This is a genomic window from Mycobacterium persicum, from assembly GCF_002086915.1.
GTDB lineage: Bacteria > Actinomycetota > Actinomycetes > Mycobacteriales > Mycobacteriaceae > Mycobacterium > Mycobacterium persicum.
In genome coordinates this window covers 5,799,752-5,823,491 of record NZ_MWQA01000001.1, presented here as the reverse complement: position 1 = coordinate 5,823,491, position 23,740 = coordinate 5,799,752, and the positions used below count along the sequence as shown (strand labels likewise).

Genomic DNA, 23,740 nt, shown 5'->3' with positions numbered 1-23,740 from the left:
CCTACGCTCCAGCGGCCGCCGCTTGGGTAAAACGCACGTAGCCGTTTTCCTCGAGTTCGTCGGCCAGTTCGGGGCCGCCGGATTCGACGATGCGGCCGCCGACGAATACGTGCACGTGTTGCGGATGGATGTAGCGCAGGATTCGGGTGTAGTGGGTGATCAGCAGGACGCCGCCGTGCTCGGTTTCGGCGTAACGGTTCACCCCCTCGCTGACTACCCGCAACGCGTCCACGTCCAAGCCCGAATCAGTTTCGTCGAGGATGGCGATCTTGGGTTTGAGCAGCTCGAGTTGCAGGATTTCGTGACGCTTCTTCTCGCCACCGGAGAAGCCTTCGTTGACGTTACGTTCGGCGAAGGCCGGGTCGATGTCGAGTGCGGCCATCGCCGCCTTGACCTCTTTGACCCAGTGTCGCAGCTTCGGCGGCTCGCCGCGGATGGCGGTTGCCGCCGAGCGCAGGAAGTTCGACATCGAGACGCCGGGCACCTCGACGGGATACTGCATGGCCAGGAATATCCCCGCTCGTGCTCGCTCGTCGACGCTCATGGCCAACACGTCGGCGCCGTCCAGCGTGATGGAGCCCGAGGTCACCTGATACTTGGGGTGGCCGGCGATGGCGTAGGACAGCGTGGACTTCCCCGAGCCGTTGGGACCCATCAAGGCATGTGTCTCACCGGAATTCACGGTCAGGTCGACACCGTTGAGAATGGGGATTTCTCGCTCCCCGTCGGCGGCGTTGGGATTTTCGACACTGACATGCAGGTCTTTGATTTCCAGGGTCGTCATGAGGCTGTTGATCTCGATTCCGTAATTTCCAGTTCGTGTTCGATGGCTGTGATCAGTCGTTCGCGTATCTCGGGCACTGCGATCTTGGAGATGATCTCGCCGAAGAAGCCGCGGATCACCAGCCGGCGGGCCTGCTCTTCCGGGATGCCTCGAGAGCGCAGGTAGAACAGTTGCTCGTCGTCGAAACGTCCAGTGGCGCTCGCGTGTCCGGCCCCGGCGATCTCGCCGGTTTCGATTTCCAGGTTGGGCACCGAGTCCGCGCGCGCCCCGTCGGTGAGCACCAGGTTGCGGTTGACCTCGAAGGTGTCGGTGCCGGTAGCCGCGGCGCGGATCAGCACGTCGCCCACCCACACGGTGTGCGCGTCGGGCCGCGACGATTCCGGATCTCCTTGCAGCGCACCCTTGTACAGCACGTTCGACTTACAGTCAGGGTGCGCGTGGTCGACCAGCAGCCGCGATTCCAGGTGCTGGCCGTCGTCGGCGAAGTACAGCCCGAGCAGTTCGGCATCACCGCCGGGAGCATCGAAGCGCACATTCGCCGCCAGCCGCACCACCTCCCCACCCAGCATGACGGCGACGTGCCGCAGCACGGCGTCCTTGCCGAGCCGGGCGTGGTGGGCGCTGAGGTGAACAGTGTCGTCGGCCCAGTCGGCGATCCACACAACCGTCAGCCGAGCGGCGTCATCGACAACGAATTCGACATTGTCGGCGTAGGTTCCGCTCCCCCGGTTGTCGATGATGACGACGGCTTCGGCAAGCTCCTCGACCCGGATCTGTAGGTGCCCGTAAGCGGTTGCGCCCTCGCCCGGGCCGGTGACGCTGACATTCACCGGCTCGGCGATGTGCGTGTCCCGCCCGATGGTAACCAGCGTCGCCGAGTTGAACGACGAAAACGCTTGCGCCGCAACCCGGTCGGCCGGAACACCGGCTTGACCGAGCCGCTCGTCACCACGGCGCACGGTTTCCACGCCGATGCCGGGGTGCTCGCTGACGCTGATCTGGGCAACGCCGGTGGCCGGCGCGGAGCCGTCGTGCAGGCCGCGCAGCCGCTTCAGCGGCGTAAACCGCCAGAGCTCGTCGCGGCCGTGCGGAACCTCGAAAGCGTCGACGTCGAAGGACGCGAACAGCTCACCCTTGTTCAATACGGGAGCGGACGTCATCCGACCGCGCCCTCCATCTGCAGCTCGATCAGCCGGTTCAGCTCGAGCGCGTACTCCATCGGCAGTTCCTTGGCGATCGGCTCGACGAAGCCGCGCACCACCATCGCCATGGCCTCGTCCTCGGTCAGCCCGCGGCTCATCAGGTAGAACAGCTGGTTTTCGCTGACCTTGGACACGGTGGCCTCGTGGCCCATGGTGACGTCGTCCTCGCGGATGTCAACGTAGGGGTAGGTGTCGCTGCGGCTGATCGTATCGACCAGCAGCGCATCGCATTTCACGCTGGACTTGGATCCATGCGCGCCCTTGTTGACTTGGACGAGTCCGCGGTAGGAGGTGCGGCCGCCGCCGCGGGCCACCGACTTGGACACGATGTTGCTCTTCGTGTTGGGAGCCAGGTGCAGCATCTTGGCGCCGGTGTCCTGGTGCTGGTCTTCGCCGGCGAATGCCACCGACAGCACTTCACCTTTGGCGTGCTCGCCGGTCATCCAGACCGCCGGGTATTTCATGGTCACCTTGGACCCGATGTTGCCGTCGATCCACTCCATGGTGGCGCCGGCTTCGGCGCGCGCCCGCTTGGTGACCAGGTTGTAGACGTTGTTCGACCAGTTCTGGATGGTCGTGTAACGGCAACGGCCACCGGGCTTCACGATGATCTCGACTACCGCGGAGTGCAGTGAGTCCGACTTGTAAACGGGCGCAGTGCAGCCCTCAACGTAGTGGACGTAAGCGTTCTCTCCGACGATGATCAACGTTCGCTCGAACTGTCCCATGTTCTCGGTGTTGATCCGGAAATAGGCCTGCAACGGGATGTCGACGTGCACGCCGGGCGGAACCATGATGAAGCTGCCGCCCGACCATACGGCCGAGTTCAAAGCGGAGAACTTGTTGTCCCCGGCCGGAATGACCGTGCCGAAGTACTGCTTGAAAATCTCGGGATGCTCGCGCAAACCGGTGTCGGTGTCGAGGAAGACGACTCCTTGCTTTTCAAGGTCTTCCCGGATCTGGTGGTACACCACTTCTGAGTTATGCACCACCAGACCTTCGGCAACGAAGTTGTGCGGCCCGTCGACTTCGATGTCGTACACCGGTTCCACCGCATAGGGTTCAACCGACTTGACTCGCTCGAAACCGAGCCAATCGTTGCAGTGCACCCGGATCGTCGTCCCATGCGAATTGTTGGACGAATGCATGTAGCGACGACGGCCAAAGCGATCGGTTCGCTTGGGGTTCCGGCATCCGAGCCGCTCAAAGTCACCCGAAATGCGCAGCCGCCAAGCGATTTGCATCCGCTCCGGCGCGTGCCGATAGGGCTGCGTGAACGACCAGGGTCCGTCTGCCCGCAATCCGGCCAATTCCACTAGTTCACGCGCTTGACCGATCAGGCTTTGATTGGCGCACGTCAGTAAGAGCGAACCGCTCTTGTCCGGCGTCATGTAACCGTCGGCGTCGACCCAACCGCCGAGGAATGCCAGTCGCTGGTCGACCGGCAAGCCGTAGACCCAGTCGGGCACTCGCTTAGTCAGAGACAGGCCCCCGAAGCCTAAGGCAACGATCCACTCGGTCAGCGCTTTCGAGTTCACCACGATGCGGTACTCATCAGCTTCGATGCACCGCAGGCCGAACAAGTCCTTCACGACGCGGGTCAATTCGGCCCGCAGTTCCACATCGGTTGCCGCGATAGCGAACTGAACGCGGTGGGTCCTAGTCGACAGATGCAGGTTGCCGTCGCCGATGTAAAGCCCTAACAACCACATGAGGTCAAGCGAGCTCGCTTGTGGTGAATTCAACCCGACAACACTCGGAAGTTGAGCTGCGACACCAACATCGGGGATGCGGCGCGGCACCGCGATCAAGTCACCCGGCTTGATCGCACCGACGGTGACCCAACGCCGGGCATACCGGGCGCATTGGCTACCCTCCTTGCGTTCGTCACGTAGTACCAGCATCGGGTGGTTGTCGGTCGCGCGGATGCTGCGCCGGGTCGTCTTGACCGCATAGGTAAGGCGGGTGTCCGTCTGCGCCGATGCCTTAACCGGCGCAACGACGAATCGCTCAGCACCTTCGTCGTAGGCGAACACACGATCGCCGAACTCGATCTCTTTGATCGGGATCTGCCCGCGGTTGGCGGTCCACACCAAGGTGTCACCGGCCAGACATTCATACTGGGCGGCTACACCAGCAACCAATCTTTGCTTTTCTGCTTCGGGAATTCCGAGCCGGTCATAAGTGTTTTTGATGTCCTCGGGCAAATCATCCCAGGTCGCGGCCTGCTTCTCGGTGGAGCGCACGAAGTACTTGATGTTGTCGAAGTCGATGCCGTCGAGGTTGGAGCCCCAGCGCGGCATGGGCTTGCGCTCGAAGATGCGCAGCGCCTTGAGCCGGTTCTGCAGCATCCACTCGGGCTCGTTCTTCTTCGCGGAGATGTCGCGAACCACCGCCTCGGACAGCCCGCGCTGAGCGCTGGCGCCGGCGACATCGGAGTCGACCCAGCCGTAGCCGTAGCGGCTCAGCGAAGCAATTGCCTCCGCCTGGGTCAGCGGCTCGGCAGCGGTCTTGCTGGCCTCGATGGTCATACGGACGCTCCTTTGATGCTCGTAGTGTCGCGGCGCGGGCTGGGCGCCGGGGTTAAAGGCACATGGGTGGTGCAAGCGCAGTCGCCGTTGACGATGGTCGCCAACCGCTGCACGTGGGTTCCCAGCACTTCGGCCATGGCCTGCTGCTCGGCTTCGCACAACTCCGGGAATTCCTCGGCAACATGGGACACCGGACAGTGATGCTGGCAGATTTGCACACCATGGATGGGCCCACCCACCCGGGTGGTGGTGGCGACGTAACCGGCTGTGGTCAACGCGTCGGCGATCCGCTCCGCGGCCGCTTCCACCGCGGCGTCGCCGGGCCCGTCGGCTCGGGCGACATCGGCCAGAATCGCGTCGATGCGTCGCCGCGCGAATGTCCGCACCGCGTCGTCGCCGCCGATCTCCCGCAGTTGCCGCATGGCCGCCGACGCCAAGTCGTCATACGAGTGGTCCAGCTTGGCCCGGCCGGCCGAGGTCAGCCGGTAACGCTTCGCCGGCCGTCCGCGTCCCGCCTGCTGCCACGGCGCGGCCGGTACGGACTCCGCATCGCCCGCCTCGATGAGCGCATCAAGATGACGCCGCACACCGGCGGCCGACAGCCCCAACCGGTCGCCGATCTCACCGGCGGTGATCGACCCGGATTCCACCAGCAAGCGCACAATGGCGCGACGGGTATGACCGTCGGGGACCGCGGCTGGGACAGCAGGAGTAGCTGCCGAGATTTTCACAACACAAGTGTGACGTAATTCCAGGGAGCTGTCTAGCGAGGGTGCCCTCACGCCGCAACGCGGCGCGCCAAGCCATCCCAAGTCGCCGGGGCTAGGCTGCTCTGATGGCAGCCCGCCACCACACGCTGAGCTCGTCGATCGCCAGCCTCCACGGTGACGAGCAGGCGGTGGGGTCGCCGCTGAACGCTGCCGAACTGACTGCGCTCGCACGCACCCGGCTGTTCGGCGCCACCGGCACGGTCTTGATGGGCATCGGGGCCCTGGGCGCCGGCGCCAGGCCGGTCGTGCAGGATCCCACCTTCGGGGTCCGGCTGCTCAACCTGCCGTCGCGAATCCAGACCGTGTCGTTGACCATGACCACCACCGGTGCGGTCATGATGGCGCTGGCCTGGCTGATGCTCGGCCGGTTCGCGCTGGACAAGCGGAAGATGTCGCGCGGCGACCTGGACCGCACCCTGCTGTTGTGGATGCTGCCGCTGCTCATCGCCCCGCCGATGTACAGCAAGGACGTCTACTCCTACCTGGCCCAAAGCCAGATCTCCCGCGACGGACTCGACCCCTACCGAGTGGGCCCGGCGTCCGGCCTGGGTCTGGGCCACGTGTTCACGCTGTCGGTTCCCAGCCTGTGGCGGGGGACGCCGGCCCCCCACGGTCCGCTGTTCCTGTGGATCGGCCGCGGGATCTCCGCGCTGACGGGGGGAAACATTGTCGCCGCGGTGCTCTGCCACCGGTTGGTGGTGTTGATCGGCGTGGCGCTGATCGTGTGGGCCACGCCGCGGCTGGCCCGGCGCTGTGGTGTTGCCGAGGTCAGCGCGCTGTGGCTGGGCGCGGCCAATCCCCTGCTGTTCATGCACCTGGTCGCCGGTATCCACAACGAGGCACTGATGCTCGGGTTGATGCTGACCGGCGCCGAAATCGCGCTTCGTGGCATCGATTTGGCCGACTCGGGGGAAACCCCGCGCCTGATGCCCGCATCATGGCGCCCGGGCGCGGACTGGGAACCACTGGTCCTGTTGCTGGGCGGATCGATCCTGATCACGCTGTCGTCGCAGGTGAAGCTGCCTTCGCTGCTGGCGCTGGGCTTCATCACGATGGCCTTGGCTTACCGCTACGGCGGCACGATCAAAGCGCTGCTGCTGACCGGCGGCGGCATGGCGACACTGTCGACGTCGGTGATGGCCATCGTCGGATGGGCAAGCGGGCTGGGCTTCGGCTGGGTCTACACGCTGGGCACCGCCAACGTGGTGCGCAGCTGGATGTCGCCGCCGACACTGCTGGCGCTGGGCACCGGGCAGGTGGGCATTCTGCTGCGCTTGGGAGATCACACCACCGCGGTGTTGTCGCTGACGCGTGCCATGGGCGTGCTGATCATCATGGTGATGGTCTGCTGGTTGCTGCTGGCGGTGTTCCGCGGCCGGCTGCACCCGATCGGCGGCCTCGGGGTCGCGCTGGGCATCACAGTGTTGCTGTTCCCCGTCGTGCAGCCCTGGTATCTGCTCTGGGCCATCATTCCGATGGCGGCGTGGGCGACCCGCACCGGATTTCGGGTGGCCGCCATCGTCATCACGCTCATCGTCGGCATCTTCGGGCCGACGGCCAACGGGGACCGCTTCGCGTTGTTTCAGATCATCGATGCCACCCTGGCCAGCGCGATCATCGTGTTGGTCCTGATTGCGCTGACCTACCACCGGTTACCGTGGCAAGGACTGCCGACGGGGAACGGCGAAGCGAAACACCAGATGCTCGTCGACCCGGTGCCCGCAGCTGAGGCTTCGGTGACCCCACAGACGACGTCGGCGCCGGGCGCCTACGCTGACTCCACGTGAGCTCGGCCCCCCACGCATCCCCAGGAGACTCCGTCGTAGTCCGGCTATGTGGAGTGACCAAGCGGTACGGATCCCTGACGGCCGTCTCCAGCCTCGACCTCGAGGTGCGGGCCTCCGAGGTACTGGCGCTGCTGGGCCCCAACGGTGCCGGCAAGACGACAACCGTCGAGATGTGCGAGGGCTTCGTACGCCCGGACACCGGAGCCATCGAGGTGCTCGGGCTGGACCCGATCGCCGACAACGCGCGACTGCGCCCCCGCATTGGCGTGATGCTGCAGGGCGGCGGCGGATATCCAGCCGCACGCGCCGGGGAAATGCTGAACCTGGTCGCCGCCTATGCGGCCGACCCGATTGATCCGCGGTGGTTGCTGGACACCCTGGGGCTCACCGAGGTTGCCCAGACCACTTATCGGCGGCTCTCCGGAGGGCAGCAGCAGCGACTTGCGCTGGCCTGTGCGCTGGTGGGGCGTCCCGAGCTGGTTTTTCTCGACGAGCCCACTGCCGGCATGGACGCCCACGCCCGGCTAGTGGTATGGGAGTTGATCGACGCTTTGCGCCGCGACGGCGTGACGGTCGTACTGACCACCCATCAACTCAAAGAAGCTGAGGAACTCGCGGATCGGCTGGTCATCATCGACCACGGCGTCACGGTGGCCGCGGGGACCCCGACCGAGCTGACACGAACCGGCGCCAAAGACCAGTTGCGGTTTACCGCACCACCGCGGCTTGAGCTGTCGCTGCTGGCCTCCGCGCTGCCGGAGGACTATCAAGCCTCCGAGTTGACGCCCGGCGAGTACCTCGTCGAGGGCCCGGTCAACCCGCAGGTACTGGCAACCGTCACCGCCTGGTGCGCGCAGATCGACGTGCTGGCCACCGATATGCGGGTCGAACAACGCAGCCTCGAGGACGTGTTCCTGGATCTCACCGGCAGGAAGTTGCGACCGTGACCGACAACACGCTGTTCCCCCCGGGAACCTTCACCCCGAACCCGCGCCCCAATGCCGTATCCCGGATGCTGGCCGCACAGTTCGGGCTGGAACTCAAACTGCTGTTGCGCAACGGCGAGCAGCTGCTGCTGACCATGTTCATCCCCATCACCTTGCTGGTCGGGCTCACGCTGCTGCCGCTCGGCTCGTTCGGGCAGCACCGCGCGGCCACGTTCGTACCGGTGATCATGGCGCTCGCCGTGGTCTCCACCGCGTTCACCGGCCAGGCCATCGCGGTCGCGTTCGACCGCCGCTACGGCGCACTCAAACGACTCGGTGCGACGCCGCTACCGGTCTGGGGAATCATCGCCGGCAAGTCACTGGCCGTGGTCGCCGTGGTATTTCTGCAAGCAATCATCTTGGGCGCAATCGGCTTTGCGCTGGGCTGGCGACCGGCACCGGCCGCACTGGCCTTGGGGGCGGCCGTCATCGCGCTGGGCACCGCGGGCTTCGCCGCGCTCGGGCTGCTGCTGGGCGGCACGTTGCGGGCCGAGATCGTGCTCGCGGTTGCCAACCTGATGTGGTTCGTGTTCGCCGGGTTCGGCGCACTCACCCTCGAAACCACGATGATCCCGATGGCGATCAAGTGGGCGGCCCGGCTCACCCCGTCCGGCGCGCTCACCGAGGCGCTGTCGCAGGCGATGATCCTGTCGGTGGACTGGTTCGGGCTGATCGTCCTGGCGACGTGGGGAACGCTGGCGGCGCTGGCGGCGCGTCGCTGGTTCCGCTTCACCTGATCGGGCCCCGGTCAGCCCGTCGATATTGCCGCCATGGTCGCCGGCCTAGCTGAAACCACAGCCATAGCGGCAATCTCGGCGCGACGCCCGCTTCTACTACGTGACGTAGTTGTCGTTACGATCGGGCGGTGGCCGTCGGACGAACGCTGATGCGGTTGGTGGACCTGCTCCCCGACCCGAGTCTGCGGGTGCAGCGCGCAATTGCCGCCGCCGTCATCGTGACCCAGGGCGGTATCGCGGTCACGGGCACGATCGTGCGGGTCACGGCGTCGGGCCTGGGTTGTCCGACCTGGCCGCAGTGCTTCCCCGGCAGCTTCACCCCGGTAGCGGTTGCCGAAGTGCCGCGGATCCACCAGGCGGTGGAGTTCGGCAACCGGATGATCACCTTCGCGGTCGTGATCGCCGCGGCGGCTGCCGTGCTGGCGGTCACCAGGGCGCGCCGGCGTCCCGAGGTGCTGGTCTACGCATGGCTGATGCCCGCGTCGACGGTGGTGCAGGCGGTGATCGGCGGCATCACGGTACGCACCGGGCTGCTGTGGTGGACAGTGTCTGTTCACCTGTTGGCATCCATGACGATGGTGTGGCTGTCGGTGTTGCTCTACGTCAAGATCGGCGAGCCCGACGACGGGATTGTTCGCCGGCTCGTGGTCCGACCGCTGCGCGCGCTCACGGTGTTGAGCGCGGTGAATCTGGCCGCGGTCCTGGTCACCGGCACGCTGGTGACAGCCGCCGGGCCGCATGCCGGTGACAAGAGCCCCACCCGCACGGTGCCGCGGCTGAAAGTCGAGATCAACACCCTGGTGCACCTGCATTCGTCGCTGCTGGTTTCCTACCTGGCGTTGCTGGTCGGCCTCGGATTCGGGTTGTTGGCTGTCGGTGCGGGACGGCCGATCCTGCGGCGCCTCGCCGTGCTGCTCGCCCTGGTTTTCGCGCAGGCGCTGGTGGGCATCGTGCAGTACCACATCGGGGTTCCGCCGGCGCTGGTCGCCACCCACGTCGCCGGGGCCGCAGCGTGCACCGCAGCCACCGCGGCGCTATGGGCGTCGATGCGAGAACGGGCCCAGCCCCACCCGCTCCAGAGCTGACTCCACGCACCCCGCGAACCGCCGCTGGCCCCGATCGCGGGCCGATGCGTCCAATCGCCGCCACCCCAACGACGGGTCCACCAGCTGCAGTTCCAGCAGCCGCGCACCGACCAGGTGGGCCCGCGCGCAGAGCAACTCACCGATGCCGACGCCGCATGCGGCCGCGGCGGCGCCCAGCGCGGCGGCGCCGATCTCCCAGGTTTCGAAATCGGGCTCACCCTGGCGCAACACGTCATCGTGCGAAGTGAAGGCGTGCGACGGCTGGCCCCCAAGGAAGATCAGCACCGTTTCAACGTCCGGGCCGGCCGTCTGCACCACCACCGAATGGCCGCCTTGCCGGCGTTCGGCGATATAGGCCGCGGCCGGCGAGGGATCACTGAACCGGCGGGCGCCGGTGCCGACCGTCGGGCTGATGAAGACCCGTCCGGCATACGGCAGCCGGATCTGCTGGCCCGGCGCGGATACCTCACCGGGCACGGTCGGCACTCCCCGACTGTCCAGGTCTTCCAGATAGCCACGGTCGGCGTTCCAGGCGACCACCGAAGGGGCATTCAGCAGATTGGCCACGCTGCTGGTCCAGGGCAGGAACTCGTCGAGGCGCTCGGCGTAATCGCGGGTGGCCCGCAATATCACCAGATGCGCGCGCGCCACGTCGGGATCGTCCCAAGGTAACCAATGGGCGTGTAACCCACGGTGGCGCAACGCCGCAACCAGCCCGACGTCGTCGCCGTCACCGGCGGGCTGCCGCGGCCAACCCGCCAGCACGACGCGCGGATGGAAGATATCCGGCCGGGCAAGCTTCATTGCCGGGCATGATAACCAGATGCACGCAATCGAAGTCAGTGAAACCGGCGACCCCGAGGTGTTGCGCTACGTCGAGACGGCACAGCCCGAGGCGGGCGACGGCCAACTGTTGGTCAAGGCCGAGGCGATCGGTGTCAACTTCATCGACACCTATTTCCGTTCGGGGCAGTACCCACGACCACTGCCGTTCATCATCGGCTCCGAGGTGTGCGGCACCGTGGTGGCCATCGGTGAAGGAGTCGAGAGCGCCATCACGGTGGGCGACCGGGTGGTCAGCGCTTCCGCCAATGGTGGCTACGCCGAATTCTGCACGGCGCCAGCGTTTTTGAGCGCCAAGGTACCGGACGGCGTCAGCTCCGAGGTGGCGGCGTCGGCGTTGCTGAAGGGCCTGACCGCCCATTACCTGCTGAAGTCGGTGTACCCGGTGCAATCCGGCGAAACGATCTTGGTGCATGCCGGCGCCGGCGGTGTCGGGCTGATCTTGACGCAGTGGGCCACTCACCTGGGAGTGCGGGTGATCAGCACCGTCTCGACCCCGGAGAAAGCCAAGCTGTCCCGGGAAGCCGGTGCGGCCGAGGTTCTCGACTACCCCACCGATGCCGGGCAGTTCGCCGATCGGATCCGGGCACTGACCGACGGAGCCGGTGTGGCGGCCGTATACGACGGCGTGGGCGCCACCACGTTCGACGCCAGCCTGGCCAGCCTGGCCGTCCGCGGGACGCTGGCGCTGTTCGGCGCCGCCTCCGGTCCGGTTCCGCCGGTCGACCCGCAGCGCCTCAACGCGGCCGGGTCGGTGTATCTGACCCGCCCATCACTGGTCCACTTCCTGCGCACCGGCGAGGAATTCGGCTGGCGCGCCGCCGAGCTGTTCGACGTCATCGGCGGCGGGGTGGTCAACGTGGAGATCAGCGGTCGGTATCCGCTGGCCGAAGCTGCCCGGGCACATCAGGACTTGCAGGGCCGCAAGACCACCGGCTCAATAGTGTTGCTGCCGTAAGTCGCTGACCCGCTGCGTGAATCGACGGAGATAATGTGAGCCCGGCTCATCACCCCCAGGTCAGACGGATGTTTGATCAGGCCGACGTCGTGATGTCTCTTCTGGACCAGCAGGTTCACCGGATGGACGCCGAGGCGTTCACCGCCACACATCAGACAGGCGCCGTCGAGGTGACGGTTAATGGGCATCGACGCCTCATCGGACTCAGCATCAACCCGGGGATACTTGGCATGGGCGCCCACGACGTTGCTCGGATGATCAACGAAACCATCAGCGCGGCAACTGATTACGCGCAGGAATGCATGGCCGATGATGTTGCGGAGCTAGCGGACAGTATTGCCGACGCCCTGGCGGCGATGCGAGACCTGCCGCCTCCGGCGTAGGGACGTCAAGACACCCAGATGCGTGGATCTTCCCGGTGAGCCGAGGGTGCCTCAAGCTGATAAGCGCCGTCGGCGCCGCGGGTGTAGGGGAAGATCAGCCCGATCGCCACACCTTCGCGGTGCTCAACGCTGATCTCGATACCGTCCTGATTCGCCTCGGTCAATCTGACGTTGACCGCGACGGCGGCGGCCCGCAGGCTGTCCTTCAAGTCGGTGAGCGCGCGCCACTGCGTAGCGATCTGCTCTGCTATCGGCAGTTCACGACCGCGGGGATAGTTAGGCGCGATGGCTTGTCGTTCGCCGCCGTTGGACACCGCGAGGGCGAACGGCAGAAATTCACCCGCCGAGGCGACCCGCTCGAGCGCGAACCCGGTTGCGGCGTCGACCAACTCGTCGAGGTCGGCTTGTGCTTCCTCGGTCACGCTGTCGCGCCAACCGGCCATAGCTCGCCATCTCCGCTTCGTTCTAGTCGCGTGTGGACCGCCTGTGACAGTAGTCTGCGGATACGACGTCTTTTCGAGGGGTGGTCAGCATGGCGGCCGAAGAGCTTCGCGTTTACTGTGCAGAGCTGGCTCACGCGTCGAAGACCACGACGGGCGCTGCCGACGAGATCGATGGCCTGCGCGACAAGCTGGGCGGGCAGACGGACGGCCTTGCCGGCACCTGGACCGGTCAGGCAGCCAGTGCCTATCTGGATGTCTGGGCCGAGATCGACGACGAGTGCGGCCAGATGCTCGCCGACCTGCGATGGATCGGGGAATCGCTGGCAGCCGCGGCCGCCGGCTACGCCCAGATGGAGCACGCCGCGGCCGATGCTTTCGGCAGCATCAGGCCCGCTGGCCCGGTTGACGGGCGCTGATCATGGCGCGCCGCACCGTCAACGAGCATGACTTGGTGGACGCCGCCGATGCGATGCGGCAGTTTTGCCTGGTGATGAAGGATCGCCTCAACGAGGTGGCCACCGAATTGCGTGGCCTGCAACATCATTGGGAAGGTGTGGCGTTCGACGCATTTCTGGAGCGGGTGCAGCACTGGCAGGGCTGGGCGGACGAGATGAGCGAGGTGGTGTTCGACATGCACCTCAACGCGCACATCGCGCATCGCAACTATGTGCATAACGCGGAGGTTAATACCGCGATGTGGGGCGGTTAACCCTGGTTGAGGCGAGGGCGGATCGCCGCCGGGCTGTTCATGGGAGTGTTGCTAGGCCCATATTCCGAAGGGATGGCCGTGACGCGCAGTGACGCCGGGAACGGATCGGGCAGTCCGGCGAGTTGGCCGCGATCGGTGGGTTCCTCGGTCGGCGCGTATAGGGCGCCCTCGTCGTAGTAGGTGGTGTGTTCGGGCGGCAGATAATCGCGGACCAGTGGCAGGTAATCGTTGCCCAGCCAGGTCCACCAGACTGGGTTGGCCGGCAGACCCAGGATCCCGCCGGGGCCGCGCAGTGAGCCGCTCAGATCCCAGCTGGTGTCTGGGGGTCCGGACAGTTTGTGGTTGCGTAGCACTTCGCCGGTGGCCAGCACGCTGCCGCGCCGGCGGGCGTACTCGACGAAGAAGCGCTGCACGGTGTTGCGCCACGGTGGGTCGTCCAACGGTTGGGCCACCATTTTGAGGGTGTCAATCAGGATGCCGTCCCATGGCTCGAGGTACAGCCCGCCGTCGATGCACGGCAGGGTGGCCTTGAACCATGCGCCGTGGGAGGCGAAGGTTGCGATGAATTGGTCGTCTCCATCCCGATCCAGCCGATACCGCAGCGGGTAGACATTGCCGAAGCGACGTGGCAGCGCCTCGGGCAGAAACTTTCTTGCCAGCTCCAGCCACAGGGTCGCCGCGTCGGGCGCCGACTCCGGTGAGTGCCACTGCAAGTCAACGATGCGGATCAGCTCCGAACCGGGCGAGGCGATCTGGCGTGCCCTCTTCGCGCCGAGAATCTCCTCGGTCTGCTCGTCGACCGCAACACCCCCCGCGGCCCAAGCCAACGCCTTGGCGAACCGCCGGGCGGGCCGCACTTCGGCCGGATCGCTGCCCTCGATGACGATCTGCCAACTGGTGGTCGGGTCCAGCACATGCGGCACCACGTCGTCCGGCACGTCCTCGGGCTCGATCTCGTGCGGCCCGAAGACGGTGAACGAGTACTTTTCTTGCTTACCGCGCAGCACGGTCATCTCATGGTCACCGCTATCGCCGACCGACAACCCGGGGACCGATGCGACGATTTCTTCCAACTGCTCGTCGTCGATGCTGGACGCGGCGTAGACGGTCAGGTCATAGGACAATGGGGTCAGCCCTTACTGTCGTCCGAATTCACCCGAAATCACCGAACGCCAGGTTGCCATACAATCGATCCGCTAGCGCGGGAGGTGGGCGGGGCGGCCATGACTGACGTTGACCCGGAGTTGTTCTACGACGCGGCCGCGGCGTACAAGGAAAACAGCGACCACGCCGGCGCCGCGCTGCGCAAGCTGGCCGGGGTGGATGCCGCCGGAGCGGCCGGAACCCACGGGGTCGGCCCGCAATGGGCGAGTTCCTACGACGCCGCGGCCGAGGAGGCCGGCCAGGTCGCCTACCGGTTGGTCAACGTGTTCCACAATTTGGGCAGCCTGCTACGCCAAAACGGCATCAACCACGACCAAACCGAGGAAGCCTCGACCCTCAACCAGCGCGATGCCTATGGCGCGCCGATCACCCCGCCGGGTGAATCCGCCGGCACCTTCATCGACGCGGCGGTGGCTGTGAGTTCGGTGGCCGGTGGCGGCGATCCCGAACCGCCGCACTGGAATCTGGTCGCCGACCGCATCGTGGACGGCTGGCCCGACGGGCATCCCGATCATGCGCTGGCGGCCTCGGCGGCCTGGGAAACCTTCGGCCACGACCTCGTTCGCATCGACGATCAACCCGGCCCCGAAGAGCAACGGCTGATCGTCGATGTGGAGGCCGCCGAGATTGCGCCGCTGGTCGACCGGCTGGAGGAGGCGCGCGGTGTCAACACCGATATCGCCGGCGCTTGTGGCGATTTGTCGCGTGCGGCAAAGGATTACGGCAATAAGCTGAAGTCCGTCAAGGACGACATGGCCTTCGTCGTCAACCAGTTGCATTGGCTGATAATCATTTTGGATAGCTACCCGCCGGTGCTGCATCGACTGACCGGGCCGATCAAGGAGACCTTCATCGCCGCGGCCGTTACCCAAATCAACGGGCTCAACGCCGCGCTGCGCACCACCGCGACCGCGTCGATGACCGATTTGACGGCGGCAGGCAGCGCCATGGGCACGGCATTGCCCGCGGTGAAGCGGCTGTTGGATCTGGTGCCGCGTCGGGTCAATCCGACACCGACGCATGGGTTAAACGACAACCGCCGCAAAGGCCGCCGCGCCGAGGACATCGCCGGCATCGACCAGTCAAAGAAGGTGCGGATCCCCGTCAGGAACCCGAAACCTGGCCGCCCCAGGTTCAGGATCCCTGATGAAATCGACGATGAAAATCACGTAGTGCGTGAGGTCAAAAATGTTAAGAAGCTCGACACCACCCAGCAGATCCGCGATATCGCAGAGTGGGCGCGCGACAACGGCTACAAGCTGGTCATCGTGGTGGACAAAGGCCGGACGGACGCCGGAAGCGTAGAACAAACATTGGAACGCGACTTTGAAGGACTGGATGTGGTAATCGACGACAGCAAGAACCTGTCATGAACCAGAAGTACGGCGACGACCCCGCAACCTGGCCGGAATACCGACGAGCGATGAAACACGAACTCAACGCCGCTGGCATCCCTGAAGACACCATCTTCCAACTTGTCAACTCCCGCTACGACTACCCTCAGGCAGTGCCGATCATGGTGGACTGGCTGCAGAACCTCGACGAACGCATCCCAGCCGAAGAAGATCGCCGCGCCTGGCGAGTCGCCTTGATCCGCAACCTGATCACCAAGAACGCCAAAGGCAACCGTGTTGCCGCCGACATCTTATTCCACCAATTCGATATCGACCCGCCGCTGAGCGGCTTGGAACTCGAAGTCACCGGGTTTGCCCTGGCTGAAGTCTGTGATGGCTCCGACTTCCCAAGGGTGGCCGCGTTGCTTCGCTCCGGCAAGGACTTCTCAACAAAGTTTGAGTTGGTGCGCTGGCTCGGCCGATTCAAGACCGAGGAGGCCAAGGAGCTAGTGGTTAGCCAACTCGCCGATCCGACAACTCGGGCTGACGCTATGGCGGCCCTGGTGCGCCAACGCGCCACCGGGGTACGGGTGACCGTTGCGAGGTACCTCAACGACGAGGTCTGGCGCAAGGAAGCGCAAAAGACCCTCGACAAACTGCCCCCGGACTAGTCCTGTCCCCCGCCTCACCCGCGGCTCGCGCCGGTCGAGCATGCCCACGCCCGCAGCCACAACGCTCACCCAGCCGGCCCTAGGTGAATCGGACGACGCTGCCCGGTACCAGGAGTTCCACTCGTCCGCGGCATTCGATTTGTACCGGCGGCACATCACGCGGTTCGACGCTGATCTCCGCGCCCTTGCCGCTGACCCGCAGGTGCAGGTGGTTGCCGCGGTAGTGAATCGGAAAGCCAAGCGCACCAAGGTATTCCGGCCAGAGCGGAGACAGCACGATGCGATCTCCACGAATCTCGAGGCCAGTGAAGCACCGTTGCACGAAATCGACACTGCCGGCCATGGCGGCGAGGTGGACGCCTTCCGAAGTGGTGCCACCCTGGATGTCGGCGATATCGGACTTGAGCACTTGCTGGAAGAACTCCAGCGCCCGATCCCGGTTGGCCCTGGCCAGCACCCAGCCATGGACGACCGCGCTCAGCGTCGACCCATGTGAAGTACGCGCCACGTAATAGTCGACCATCTCCGGAATCCGGCGCGGATCCAAGTGGTAGTCGAGCCGGTCCAACAGCTCCCGCAATTCGTCGGCCGACAGCAGGTAGAGCAGCATCAGCACGTCGGCCTGCTTGGACGCCCGGTATCGGTTGACGTCGTCGTCCTCGGCTTCGAGGATGCGGTCGAGCCGCTGAATATTGCGGTATCGCCGTCGGTAAGCGTCCCAATCCAGTTCCAGCAATTGCTCGTATCCTTCGAACTGGCTGATCACACCATCGTGGAACGGAACGAACATGCGCCGGCTGACGTGGTCCCAGTGGGCGAGCTCCTCGTCGGTCACGCCCAGCTCTTCGCACAGGTCCAGCCGGTTGGGCAGCGGCATCAGCTGCAGCGCGTCGATGGCCCGCAGGATCACCCAGACCGCCATCACGTTGGTGTAGGCGTTGTTGTCCACGCCGTCGTATGGCCGGTCCGGGTAGCCGGAGTGGAATTCGTCGGGCCCGATGACTCCGTTGATGGTGTAGCGGTCGCGGTCCCGGTCGTAGGTGGCCCGGCTCACCCAGAATCGGGCGATCTCGGCCATCATCTCGGTGCCGTAGTCGATCATGTACGCCAAATCACCGGTGACCTGGTAGAAGTTCCATACGTTGTAGGCGACGGCGATGCCGATGTGGTGCGCGCGATGGCTGGCATCGGGTCGCCATCGCCCGGATCGCGGATTCAGGTGCTGCTCCGGGCTTTCCTCTCGCCCGTCGCTCCCGGACTGCCATGGGTACATGGCGCCGCGGTAACCGGCCAGCTTGGCCGCGCGCCGAGCCTCCACCAGGCGCCGATGCCGGTACCGGAGCAACGACCGGGTGACCGTGGGAACTCGCAGGTTCAGCACCGGAAAGATGAACAGCTCGTCCCAGAAGATATGGCCGCGGTATGCCTCGCCATGCAGCCCGCGGGCCGGGACGCCGACATCGAGTTCCTCGCTGTTGTAGGACACCGTCTGCAGCAGATGAAGCAGATGCAGCCGCAAGACTCGCAACTCTTCGGTGTGGTTGCTGAATTCGATCGACAACCGCTCCCACAGATGCGCCCAGGCGAGCCGATGGGCAGCACAGATGTCGGCGAACCGCCCTTGGCGGGCGAGCCTGCGCTCGGCTCCGGTCGACGGGTGTGACGTGGCAACGTCACGCCCGGTCACCAGGGCGACGATCTTCTCCACGGTCAGCGGCTGACCCGGTTTCAGGTCGGTGAAGATCTGGTGGCCGATCTCGAATTCCTGGTCGAGCAGTCGATACGTCGCGGGCGCCGGCGCATCGCCGTGCCACACGCTGGTCCGCGCGGCCAGCGCGACCGGGATCTTCGACTGGGTGGTCTCGACGGCCATCAGCACCGAATTCTCTGACAGCGCAACCTTTTCCAGTACCTGGAGGTGGTTGCTGGCCAAGTCCCGGTAACGCTCCACGCCGGAGTTGCGGACGTCGCCGTCCAGGGTTGACCGGATCTCGATTGTCCCCTCCCAGTCCTGGGCCACGATGGTGGTTTGCAGCGCCGCCACGTGCGCCTGGTTCATCGCCACGAACCGGTGCTGCGTTATCGAGGTGGTGCGGCCCGCGTCGTCGCGGTAGGTCAGCTCCCGAGCGAGCACCGCACCGCGCAGGTCCAGGGTCTGGCGGTAGGACAGCAACGTCACCGCGTCGACGTCCAACCAGTCACCGCCGTCGATGCGGAAGGTCAGCGGAAGCCAGTTGGGCAGATTCACCAGGCTTTCGTGCGCAGTCCTGGTACCGGCGACCAGATCATCGAGCCGGTTGTAGACACCGGCGGCATAGGTTCCCGGATAATGGACTTGCCCGGCCTTCGATTCCGGAGCTGCCCCTCGGGTGGCGAAGTAACCGTTGCCCACCGTGCACAGGGCTTCACGCAGCTTTTCGCTCGGCGGATCGTAACCCTCCCAGGTGAAAGTCCAACCGCGAGCGCGCGTCTCCCGGTCATAAGCCAGCCACCTGGCGCCACGCCGGACGAAGTCACGAGCTTCGGTGGGGCTGGTCAGCGTGAAGCTGGCAGCGGTCGGGCGGTCACCGTCCTCGTCGTGCCGGACCACGACCCCGATACCGCTGAACCGCACGGCGTCGAAGGCGTCCTCGTCGGTGAGGTCGCCACCGATGTAGATCGGCAGCACCCGGCCCGGTTGGGCCCCCGATTCGACCCCCGATTCGATGACGTGATTGCGGATCCAGGCAAGTGCGGTGCCCTTGTCCCAGTCGACATCGGGGCGCAGTTCGACAACGCCGCGGGCGGTGGTCAGCCGAAGGCCGTGTCGTCGGCTCTGCCGGTGCGCTGCCCCGACCACCGCGGACACCTGCTCATGCGCGACCTTGCCATAGTGCACGCGGACGACGAACCGGGTGTGTTCGACGAGCGCACCCGATGTCGGGTCCAGTTCGTCGCGAAGTGCGGTGGCCGCGCTTGCCAGCACGGGGACCGCGGCGGCCGCCGCGTCATGCTGATACCGAGTGCCGTCGGGTGCCATCAGGTCAAAACCGTGGCCGCCGGCATACCAGATGCCCGGCAGCCCCACCCGGTTGCGAATATCCGCCAGATCCCGGCCGGACAGCATCGCGACCGGACACTGCATCGCCAAATCCGCAAGCGCCTCGGCCGCACCGTCGACCAGCGTGGCGAGGTCGGGGTCCGGCACGGTCTCCGACAGCGTGCTGTCGTAGTTCACACAGACGAACGGCTGCCGGCCGGAGACCATCCCGATGACCTGACCGTAGGAATCCAGCGCGTTGGGGCGCCGCGACATGCATTCGTCGCCGGTGCGGACCATGACGTCGGAGAGATTGGCGACGACGACGTCGGCGCCGCAGTGCAGTAGCTCGTCGGGATGCCCCTCCTCGTCGAGACCAACGACGTAGGCGAAGCCGCACTCACGGGCCGCCGCACCCCCGCCGCTATCGCCCGCAATCACCGCCGATCGCTCCGCGGCGACTCCCAGCTTGCCGGCGGCCGCTAACAGGCCGATGCAGTAGCGCTTGGTGGGCAGTTCCGGTGCCCCCGCGGGGGCTCGCTCGACCCGGGCGGTGAACGGTTCGGCGATCCCCGTCGCCTCCAGAACTCGGATGCTGTGGCCGGCCGGCGTGTAGAGGGCGGTGACCAATCCGGCTTGGCGGAGCCGATGGGCAAGCGCGAGGGTCGACTCCATCACCGAGTCGTCAGGCTCGGGTCTCATCGGCACGGCAGGAGTGTCGAGAACGAAGATCACCCCGTCGTGCCGACGCGGATCGATCGTGAACGACTTCATCGCGGGGATCCCCCTTGGCCCGGGTACTCAACGTCCAATGGTCGCGCGCATGCGCAACGGCGAGAACCTTTTCCGGGTGATCCGAGCATTTCGGCAGCCGATTGGTGACAAAGGTCCCGTCGAGCGAAGGCAGCTAGGCCATGGCGGCACGCCGTACGGAAACTAGAGCAGCGCTTGGAAACTAGAGCAGCGTAGGTAGGCCCAACGCCGAGTCGACCGCCAGTGCGCAGAAGACCAACGCCAGATAGTTGTTCGACTGCAGGAACAGGCGCAGCGGTTTGACCGGCTCACCGGCGCGGACACCCGCGTCCAACTGATGTGCCATCGCCAGGAACCACGCACCCGCCACCACGGCTACCGCCGCGTACAGCCATCCGGTCGCCGGTGTCAGCGCCAGCGTCGCCAACACGGTCAGCCAGGTATAGATCAGGATCTGCTTGGTGACCTGACGTTCGGTCGCCACCGCGGGCAGCATGGGCACGCCGGCCTCTTGGTAGTCCTCCTTGTACCGCATCGCCAACGCCCAGGTGTGCGGCGGCGTCCAGAAGAAGACGATCGCGAACATCGCCAGCGCCGGCCACGCCAGGGTGCCGGTGACCGCCGACCAGCCGATCATCACCGGCATGCAGCCGGCCGCCCCGCCCCACACCACGTTCTGGGAGGTGCGGCGCTTGAGCAGCAGCGTGTAGACGAACACGTAGAACGCCACCGTCGCCAGGGCCAGCAGCCCCGACAGTAGGTTCGTCGTCCACCACAGCCAGAGAACGGAGACCACCGTCAGCGCCAGACCGAAGGCCAGCGCGCTTCTGGTCGGCACCGCCGCACGCGCGAGCGGCCGACGCGCCGTCCGCTTCATCACCTTGTCGATGTCGGCGTCGGCCACACAGTTGAGGGTGTTCGCGCCGCCGGCGGCCATCATTCCGCCGATCAGCGTGTTGAGAATGACGAACGGATGTACGCTGCCGCGATCGGCAAGCAGCATCGCCGGGATCGCGGTGACCAGCAGCAGCTCGATGACCCGCGGCTTGGTCAACGCCAGGTAGGCCAACGCTGTTGCGAGCGCGCGGCTCCTCTTCGACGTCGCGATGTTCGGCGCGTACTGCCGCCTGGCCATGCCAGGTATGCCAGGTATGCGGCCCGTCGCGACGCGGCCACGAACGCTCACGAAATAACTCCTTGGGGAACGGCCGCGCACAGCTTCTACTACGCACGATGGTAGACGGCGTGGCCGCGGCAGCAGCGCCGCAGGGTCGATTCACAGCAATTTTTCCGGCCTTGCGGCACTGATTGCACAGCCTACGCAGCCGGCAGGCTATTTTCACAGTGCTGTTGGACGCTTTGCTACAGGCCGCGATGGTTACTCCAACTTGGGGCCTGCAACCGCCGGCCATCCCGCACTAGGGTGGGATTGATCAGTTTGATGACCCTGGACTGCGGACTGAACTGAGGACTGAATCTGTGACCACACTCGAAGAGATCTCGACGCTTACCCAACCGCGCCACCCCGACGACTGGACCGAGATCGATTCGGCTGCGGTCGACACCATCCGGGTGCTTGCCGCCGACGCCGTCCAAAAGGTCGGCAATGGTCACCCCGGGACGGCCATGAGCCTGGCTCCGCTGGCCTACACCCTATTTCAGCGCACGATGCGCCACGACCCGAGCGACACCACCTGGCTGGGCCGCGACCGGTTCGTGTTGTCGTGTGGGCACAGCAGCCTGACCCTCTACATTCAGCTCTACCTGGGCGGCTTCGGCCTCGAACTATCCGATATCGAGTCGCTGCGCACCTGGGGTTCCAAGACTCCCGGACACCCGGAATTCCGGCACACCCGAGGTGTGGAGATCACCACCGGCCCGCTGGGTCAGGGGTTGGCGTCGGCGGTCGGAATGGCCATGGCGTCGCGGTACGAACGTGGTCTGTTCGACCCGGACGCCGAGCCGGGCACCAGCCCCTTCGACCACCACATCTATGTGATCGCCTCCGACGGGGACATCGAGGAAGGAGTGACCTCCGAAGCGTCGTCGCTGGCCGCCGTCCAGCAGCTGGGCAACCTAATCGTGTTCTACGACCACAACCAGATCTCGATCGAGGACGACACGGACATCGCGCTGTGTGAGGACACCGCCGCCCGCTACCGCGCCTACGGCTGGCACGTACAGGAGGTGGAGGGCGGCGAGAACGTCGTCGGGATCGAGGAGGCCATTGCCAACGCGAAGGCCGTCACCGACCGGCCGTCGTTCATCTCGCTGCGGACCATCATCGGCTACCCGGCGCCGAATCTGATGAATACCGGGAAGGCGCACGGTGCGGCCCTCGGCGACGACGAGGTGGCCGCCGTGAAGAAGGTGCTGGGATTCGATCCCGACAAGACTTTCGAGGTTCGCGACGACGTCCTCACCCACACTCGGGGTCTGGTGGCTCGCGGCAAAGAAGCCCACGACCGCTGGCAGGTCGAATTCGACGCCTGGGCACAGCGCGAACCGGAACGTAAGGCGCTGCTGGACAGGTTGACCGCCGAGCAGTTGCCCGACGGATGGGACGACGACCTGCCGCATTGGGAACCCGGGTCCAAAGCGCTGGCCACCCGTGCGGCCTCAGGCGAGGTGCTGTCTGCCCTGGGACCGAAGCTGCCGGAGTTGTGGGGTGGGTCCGCGGACCTGGCGGGCAGCAACAACACCACCATGAAGGGCGCGGATTCCTTTGGCCCGCCGTCGATTTCGACCAAGGATTACACCGCGCACTGGTATGGCCGAACCCTGCACTTCGGGGTCCGCGAACATGCGATGGGCGCCATCCTGTCCGGCATCGTGCTGCATGGCCCCACCCGCGCCTATGGCGGCACGTTCTTACAGTTCTCCGATTACATGCGCCCGGCGGTGCGGCTGGCTGCTCTGATGGATATCGACACCATCTACGTCTGGACGCACGACTCGATCGGGCTGGGCGAGGATGGGCCGACCCACCAGCCGATCGAGCACCTTGCGGCGTTGCGGGCGATTCCCCAGCTCTCGGTGGTACGTCCGGGCGACGCCAACGAGACCGCATATGCCTGGCGCACGATCCTGGCCCGCGGCAACGGCAGCGGTCCGGTCGGGTTGATTTTGACCCGGCAGGGCCTACCGGTGCTCGAGGGCACCAGCGCCGAGGGCGTCGCCCGTGGCGGCTATGTGCTTGGCGACGTCGGCGATGACGAGCCTGACGTGGTGATAATCGCTACCGGCTCGGAGCTGCAGCTCGCGGTCGAGGCCCAGCAGTTGTTGGCGGACAAGGACATTATCGCGCGAGTGGTGTCGATGCCCTGCGTGGAGTGGTTCGAGTCCCAGCCATCGGACTACCGCGACAGCGTGCTGCCGCCGTCGGTGTCGGCCAGGGTCGCCGTCGAGGCCGGTGTCGCGCAGTGCTGGCACAAACTGGTCGGGGACACCGGCGAGATCATCTCGATCGAGCACTACGGCGAATCCGCCGACTACAAGACGTTGTTCCGGGAATTCGGCTTTACCGCGCAAGCGGTTGCCGCCGCCGCGGAACGAGCACTCGACAACTGAGAAAGGGCGTT

20 protein-coding genes are annotated in these 23,740 nt (G+C 65.7%); 11 read left to right on the top strand and 9 right to left on the bottom strand.

Annotation, left to right across the window (positions count from 1 at the left end):
• Position 1 precedes the first annotated feature (1 nt).
• Genes sufC through B4U45_RS26455 form a run of 4 tightly spaced genes read right to left on the bottom strand, consistent with a single transcriptional unit; the run spans position 2 to position 5,299 of the window.
• Entirely contained in the window at positions 2-784 is a 783-nt protein-coding gene (gene sufC, locus B4U45_RS26470) for a Fe-S cluster assembly ATPase SufC (RefSeq protein ID WP_063470159.1), read from the bottom strand.
• Positions 781-1,944 (bottom strand): Fe-S cluster assembly protein SufD, encoded by a 1,164-nt coding sequence (gene sufD, locus B4U45_RS26465; RefSeq protein ID WP_075546066.1) that lies wholly within the window; start codon positions 1,942-1,944, stop codon positions 781-783. The genes sufC and sufD overlap by 4 nt, the downstream gene beginning before the upstream one ends.
• Entirely contained in the window at positions 1,941-4,517 is a 2,577-nt protein-coding gene (gene sufB / locus B4U45_RS26460; RefSeq protein ID WP_162877242.1) for a Fe-S cluster assembly protein SufB, read from the bottom strand. Before sufB ends, sufD begins: the two co-directional genes overlap by 4 nt.
• On the bottom strand, positions 4,514-5,299 hold the full coding sequence (locus B4U45_RS26455) for a helix-turn-helix transcriptional regulator (protein WP_075546065.1): 786 nt from the start codon (positions 5,297-5,299) through the stop codon (positions 4,514-4,516). The genes sufB and B4U45_RS26455 overlap by 4 nt, the downstream gene beginning before the upstream one ends.
• Positions 5,300-5,352: 53 nt before the next feature.
• Here B4U45_RS26455 and mptB point away from each other — a divergent pair, with 53 nt between their 5' ends.
• The 4 genes from mptB to B4U45_RS26435 all read left to right on the top strand — a co-directional run bounded on the left by mptB (position 5,353) and on the right by B4U45_RS26435 (position 9,882).
• A complete protein-coding gene (gene mptB / locus B4U45_RS26450) occupies positions 5,353-7,074 on the top strand; it encodes a polyprenol phosphomannose-dependent alpha 1,6 mannosyltransferase MptB (protein ID WP_219859553.1) in 1,722 nt (573 codons plus the stop codon).
• The gene (locus B4U45_RS26445; protein ID WP_075546063.1) at positions 7,071-8,021 is read left to right on the top strand and encodes an ABC transporter ATP-binding protein; all 951 of its coding nucleotides are present in this window, start codon (positions 7,071-7,073) and stop codon (positions 8,019-8,021) included. The genes mptB and B4U45_RS26445 overlap by 4 nt, the downstream gene beginning before the upstream one ends.
• A 65-nt stretch (positions 8,022-8,086) precedes the next feature.
• Positions 8,087-8,797 (top strand): ABC transporter permease, encoded by a 711-nt coding sequence (locus tag B4U45_RS26440; protein WP_241780198.1) that lies wholly within the window; start codon positions 8,087-8,089, stop codon positions 8,795-8,797.
• 149 nt (positions 8,798-8,946) lie between these two features.
• Positions 8,947-9,882 carry a COX15/CtaA family protein gene (locus tag B4U45_RS26435; RefSeq protein ID WP_219859580.1) on the top strand — a complete coding sequence of 312 codons (936 nt, stop codon included), beginning with the start codon at positions 8,947-8,949 and terminating at the stop codon, positions 9,880-9,882.
• Here B4U45_RS26435 and B4U45_RS26430 read toward each other — a convergent pair.
• Complete coding sequence (locus tag B4U45_RS26430) at positions 9,832-10,686, bottom strand: ATP-grasp domain-containing protein (RefSeq protein WP_219859552.1); 855 nt, start codon at positions 10,684-10,686, stop codon at positions 9,832-9,834. The genes B4U45_RS26435 and B4U45_RS26430 overlap by 51 nt on opposite strands.
• A gap of 19 nt (positions 10,687-10,705) precedes the next feature.
• Here B4U45_RS26430 and B4U45_RS26425 point away from each other — a divergent pair, with 19 nt between their 5' ends.
• Positions 10,706-11,683: a quinone oxidoreductase family protein gene (locus tag B4U45_RS26425; protein ID WP_023373302.1), complete on the top strand. Its 978-nt coding sequence runs from the start codon at positions 10,706-10,708 to the stop codon at positions 11,681-11,683.
• Between the two features lie 68 nt (positions 11,684-11,751).
• Entirely contained in the window at positions 11,752-12,066 is a 315-nt protein-coding gene (locus tag B4U45_RS26420) for a YbaB/EbfC family nucleoid-associated protein (RefSeq protein ID WP_075546223.1), read from the top strand.
• A gap of 5 nt (positions 12,067-12,071) precedes the next feature.
• On the opposite strand, the gene B4U45_RS26415 is transcribed toward B4U45_RS26420, so the two are convergent.
• On the bottom strand, positions 12,072-12,509 hold the full coding sequence (locus B4U45_RS26415; protein WP_023373298.1) for a hypothetical protein: 438 nt from the start codon (positions 12,507-12,509) through the stop codon (positions 12,072-12,074).
• A gap of 89 nt (positions 12,510-12,598) precedes the next feature.
• On the opposite strand from B4U45_RS26415, the gene B4U45_RS26410 reads away from it, so the two are divergent.
• Both B4U45_RS26410 and B4U45_RS26405 read left to right on the top strand, forming a co-directional pair.
• Positions 12,599-12,925 (top strand): WXG100 family type VII secretion target, encoded by a 327-nt coding sequence (locus B4U45_RS26410; RefSeq protein ID WP_129111742.1) that lies wholly within the window; start codon positions 12,599-12,601, stop codon positions 12,923-12,925.
• Between the two features lie 2 nt (positions 12,926-12,927).
• On the top strand, positions 12,928-13,218 hold the full coding sequence (locus B4U45_RS26405) for a WXG100 family type VII secretion target (RefSeq protein WP_023373294.1): 291 nt from the start codon (positions 12,928-12,930) through the stop codon (positions 13,216-13,218).
• Here B4U45_RS26405 and B4U45_RS26400 read toward each other — a convergent pair.
• The gene (locus B4U45_RS26400) at positions 13,215-14,342 is read right to left on the bottom strand and encodes a hypothetical protein (RefSeq protein WP_075546060.1); all 1,128 of its coding nucleotides are present in this window, start codon (positions 14,340-14,342) and stop codon (positions 13,215-13,217) included. The genes B4U45_RS26405 and B4U45_RS26400 overlap by 4 nt on opposite strands.
• Positions 14,343-14,645: 303 nt before the next feature.
• Here B4U45_RS26400 and B4U45_RS26395 point away from each other — a divergent pair, with 303 nt between their 5' ends.
• Positions 14,646-15,755, top strand: a complete 1,110-nt coding sequence (locus B4U45_RS26395; protein WP_244899422.1) for a putative toxin — start codon at positions 14,646-14,648, stop codon at positions 15,753-15,755.
• The gene (locus B4U45_RS26390; RefSeq protein WP_023373288.1) at positions 15,752-16,387 is read left to right on the top strand and encodes a hypothetical protein; all 636 of its coding nucleotides are present in this window, start codon (positions 15,752-15,754) and stop codon (positions 16,385-16,387) included. Before B4U45_RS26395 ends, B4U45_RS26390 begins: the two co-directional genes overlap by 4 nt.
• 79 nt (positions 16,388-16,466) lie before the next feature.
• Here B4U45_RS26390 and otsB read toward each other — a convergent pair whose 3' ends face one another.
• Both otsB and B4U45_RS26380 read right to left on the bottom strand, forming a co-directional pair.
• The gene (otsB, locus tag B4U45_RS26385) at positions 16,467-20,180 is read right to left on the bottom strand and encodes a trehalose-phosphatase (protein ID WP_219859550.1); all 3,714 of its coding nucleotides are present in this window, start codon (positions 20,178-20,180) and stop codon (positions 16,467-16,469) included.
• Between the two features lie 181 nt (positions 20,181-20,361).
• Positions 20,362-21,345 (bottom strand): heme o synthase, encoded by a 984-nt coding sequence (locus B4U45_RS26380; protein ID WP_089025139.1) that lies wholly within the window; start codon positions 21,343-21,345, stop codon positions 20,362-20,364.
• 293 nt (positions 21,346-21,638) lie between these two features.
• On the opposite strand from B4U45_RS26380, the gene tkt reads away from it, so the two are divergent.
• On the top strand, positions 21,639-23,729 hold the full coding sequence (gene tkt, locus B4U45_RS26375) for a transketolase (RefSeq protein WP_075546056.1): 2,091 nt from the start codon (positions 21,639-21,641) through the stop codon (positions 23,727-23,729).
• The last annotated feature ends 11 nt before the right edge of the window (positions 23,730-23,740 follow it).

Coding starts and splice junctions, on each gene's coding strand:
- sufC (WP_063470159.1), bottom strand. CDS start 784: ATGACGACCCTGGAAATCAAAGACCTGCATGTCAGTGTCGAAAATCCC.
- sufD (WP_075546066.1), bottom strand. CDS start 1,944: ATGACGTCCGCTCCCGTATTGAACAAGGGTGAGCTGTTCGCGTCCTTC.
- sufB (WP_162877242.1), bottom strand. CDS start 4,517: ATGACCATCGAGGCCAGCAAGACCGCTGCCGAGCCGCTGACCCAGGCG.
- mptB (WP_219859553.1), top strand. CDS start 5,353: ATGGCAGCCCGCCACCACACGCTGAGCTCGTCGATCGCCAGCCTCCAC.
- B4U45_RS26440 (WP_241780198.1), top strand. CDS start 8,087: ATGCTGGCCGCACAGTTCGGGCTGGAACTCAAACTGCTGTTGCGCAAC.
- B4U45_RS26435 (WP_219859580.1), top strand. CDS start 8,947: ATGCGGTTGGTGGACCTGCTCCCCGACCCGAGTCTGCGGGTGCAGCGC.
- B4U45_RS26430 (WP_219859552.1), bottom strand. CDS start 10,686: ATGAAGCTTGCCCGGCCGGATATCTTCCATCCGCGCGTCGTGCTGGCG.
- B4U45_RS26425 (WP_023373302.1), top strand. CDS start 10,706: ATGCACGCAATCGAAGTCAGTGAAACCGGCGACCCCGAGGTGTTGCGC.
- B4U45_RS26420 (WP_075546223.1), top strand. CDS start 11,752: ATGTTTGATCAGGCCGACGTCGTGATGTCTCTTCTGGACCAGCAGGTT.
- B4U45_RS26415 (WP_023373298.1), bottom strand. CDS start 12,509: ATGGCCGGTTGGCGCGACAGCGTGACCGAGGAAGCACAAGCCGACCTC.
- B4U45_RS26410 (WP_129111742.1), top strand. CDS start 12,599: ATGGCGGCCGAAGAGCTTCGCGTTTACTGTGCAGAGCTGGCTCACGCG.
- B4U45_RS26405 (WP_023373294.1), top strand. CDS start 12,928: ATGGCGCGCCGCACCGTCAACGAGCATGACTTGGTGGACGCCGCCGAT.
- B4U45_RS26390 (WP_023373288.1), top strand. CDS start 15,752: ATGAACCAGAAGTACGGCGACGACCCCGCAACCTGGCCGGAATACCGA.
- otsB (WP_219859550.1), bottom strand. CDS start 20,180: ATGAAGTCGTTCACGATCGATCCGCGTCGGCACGACGGGGTGATCTTC.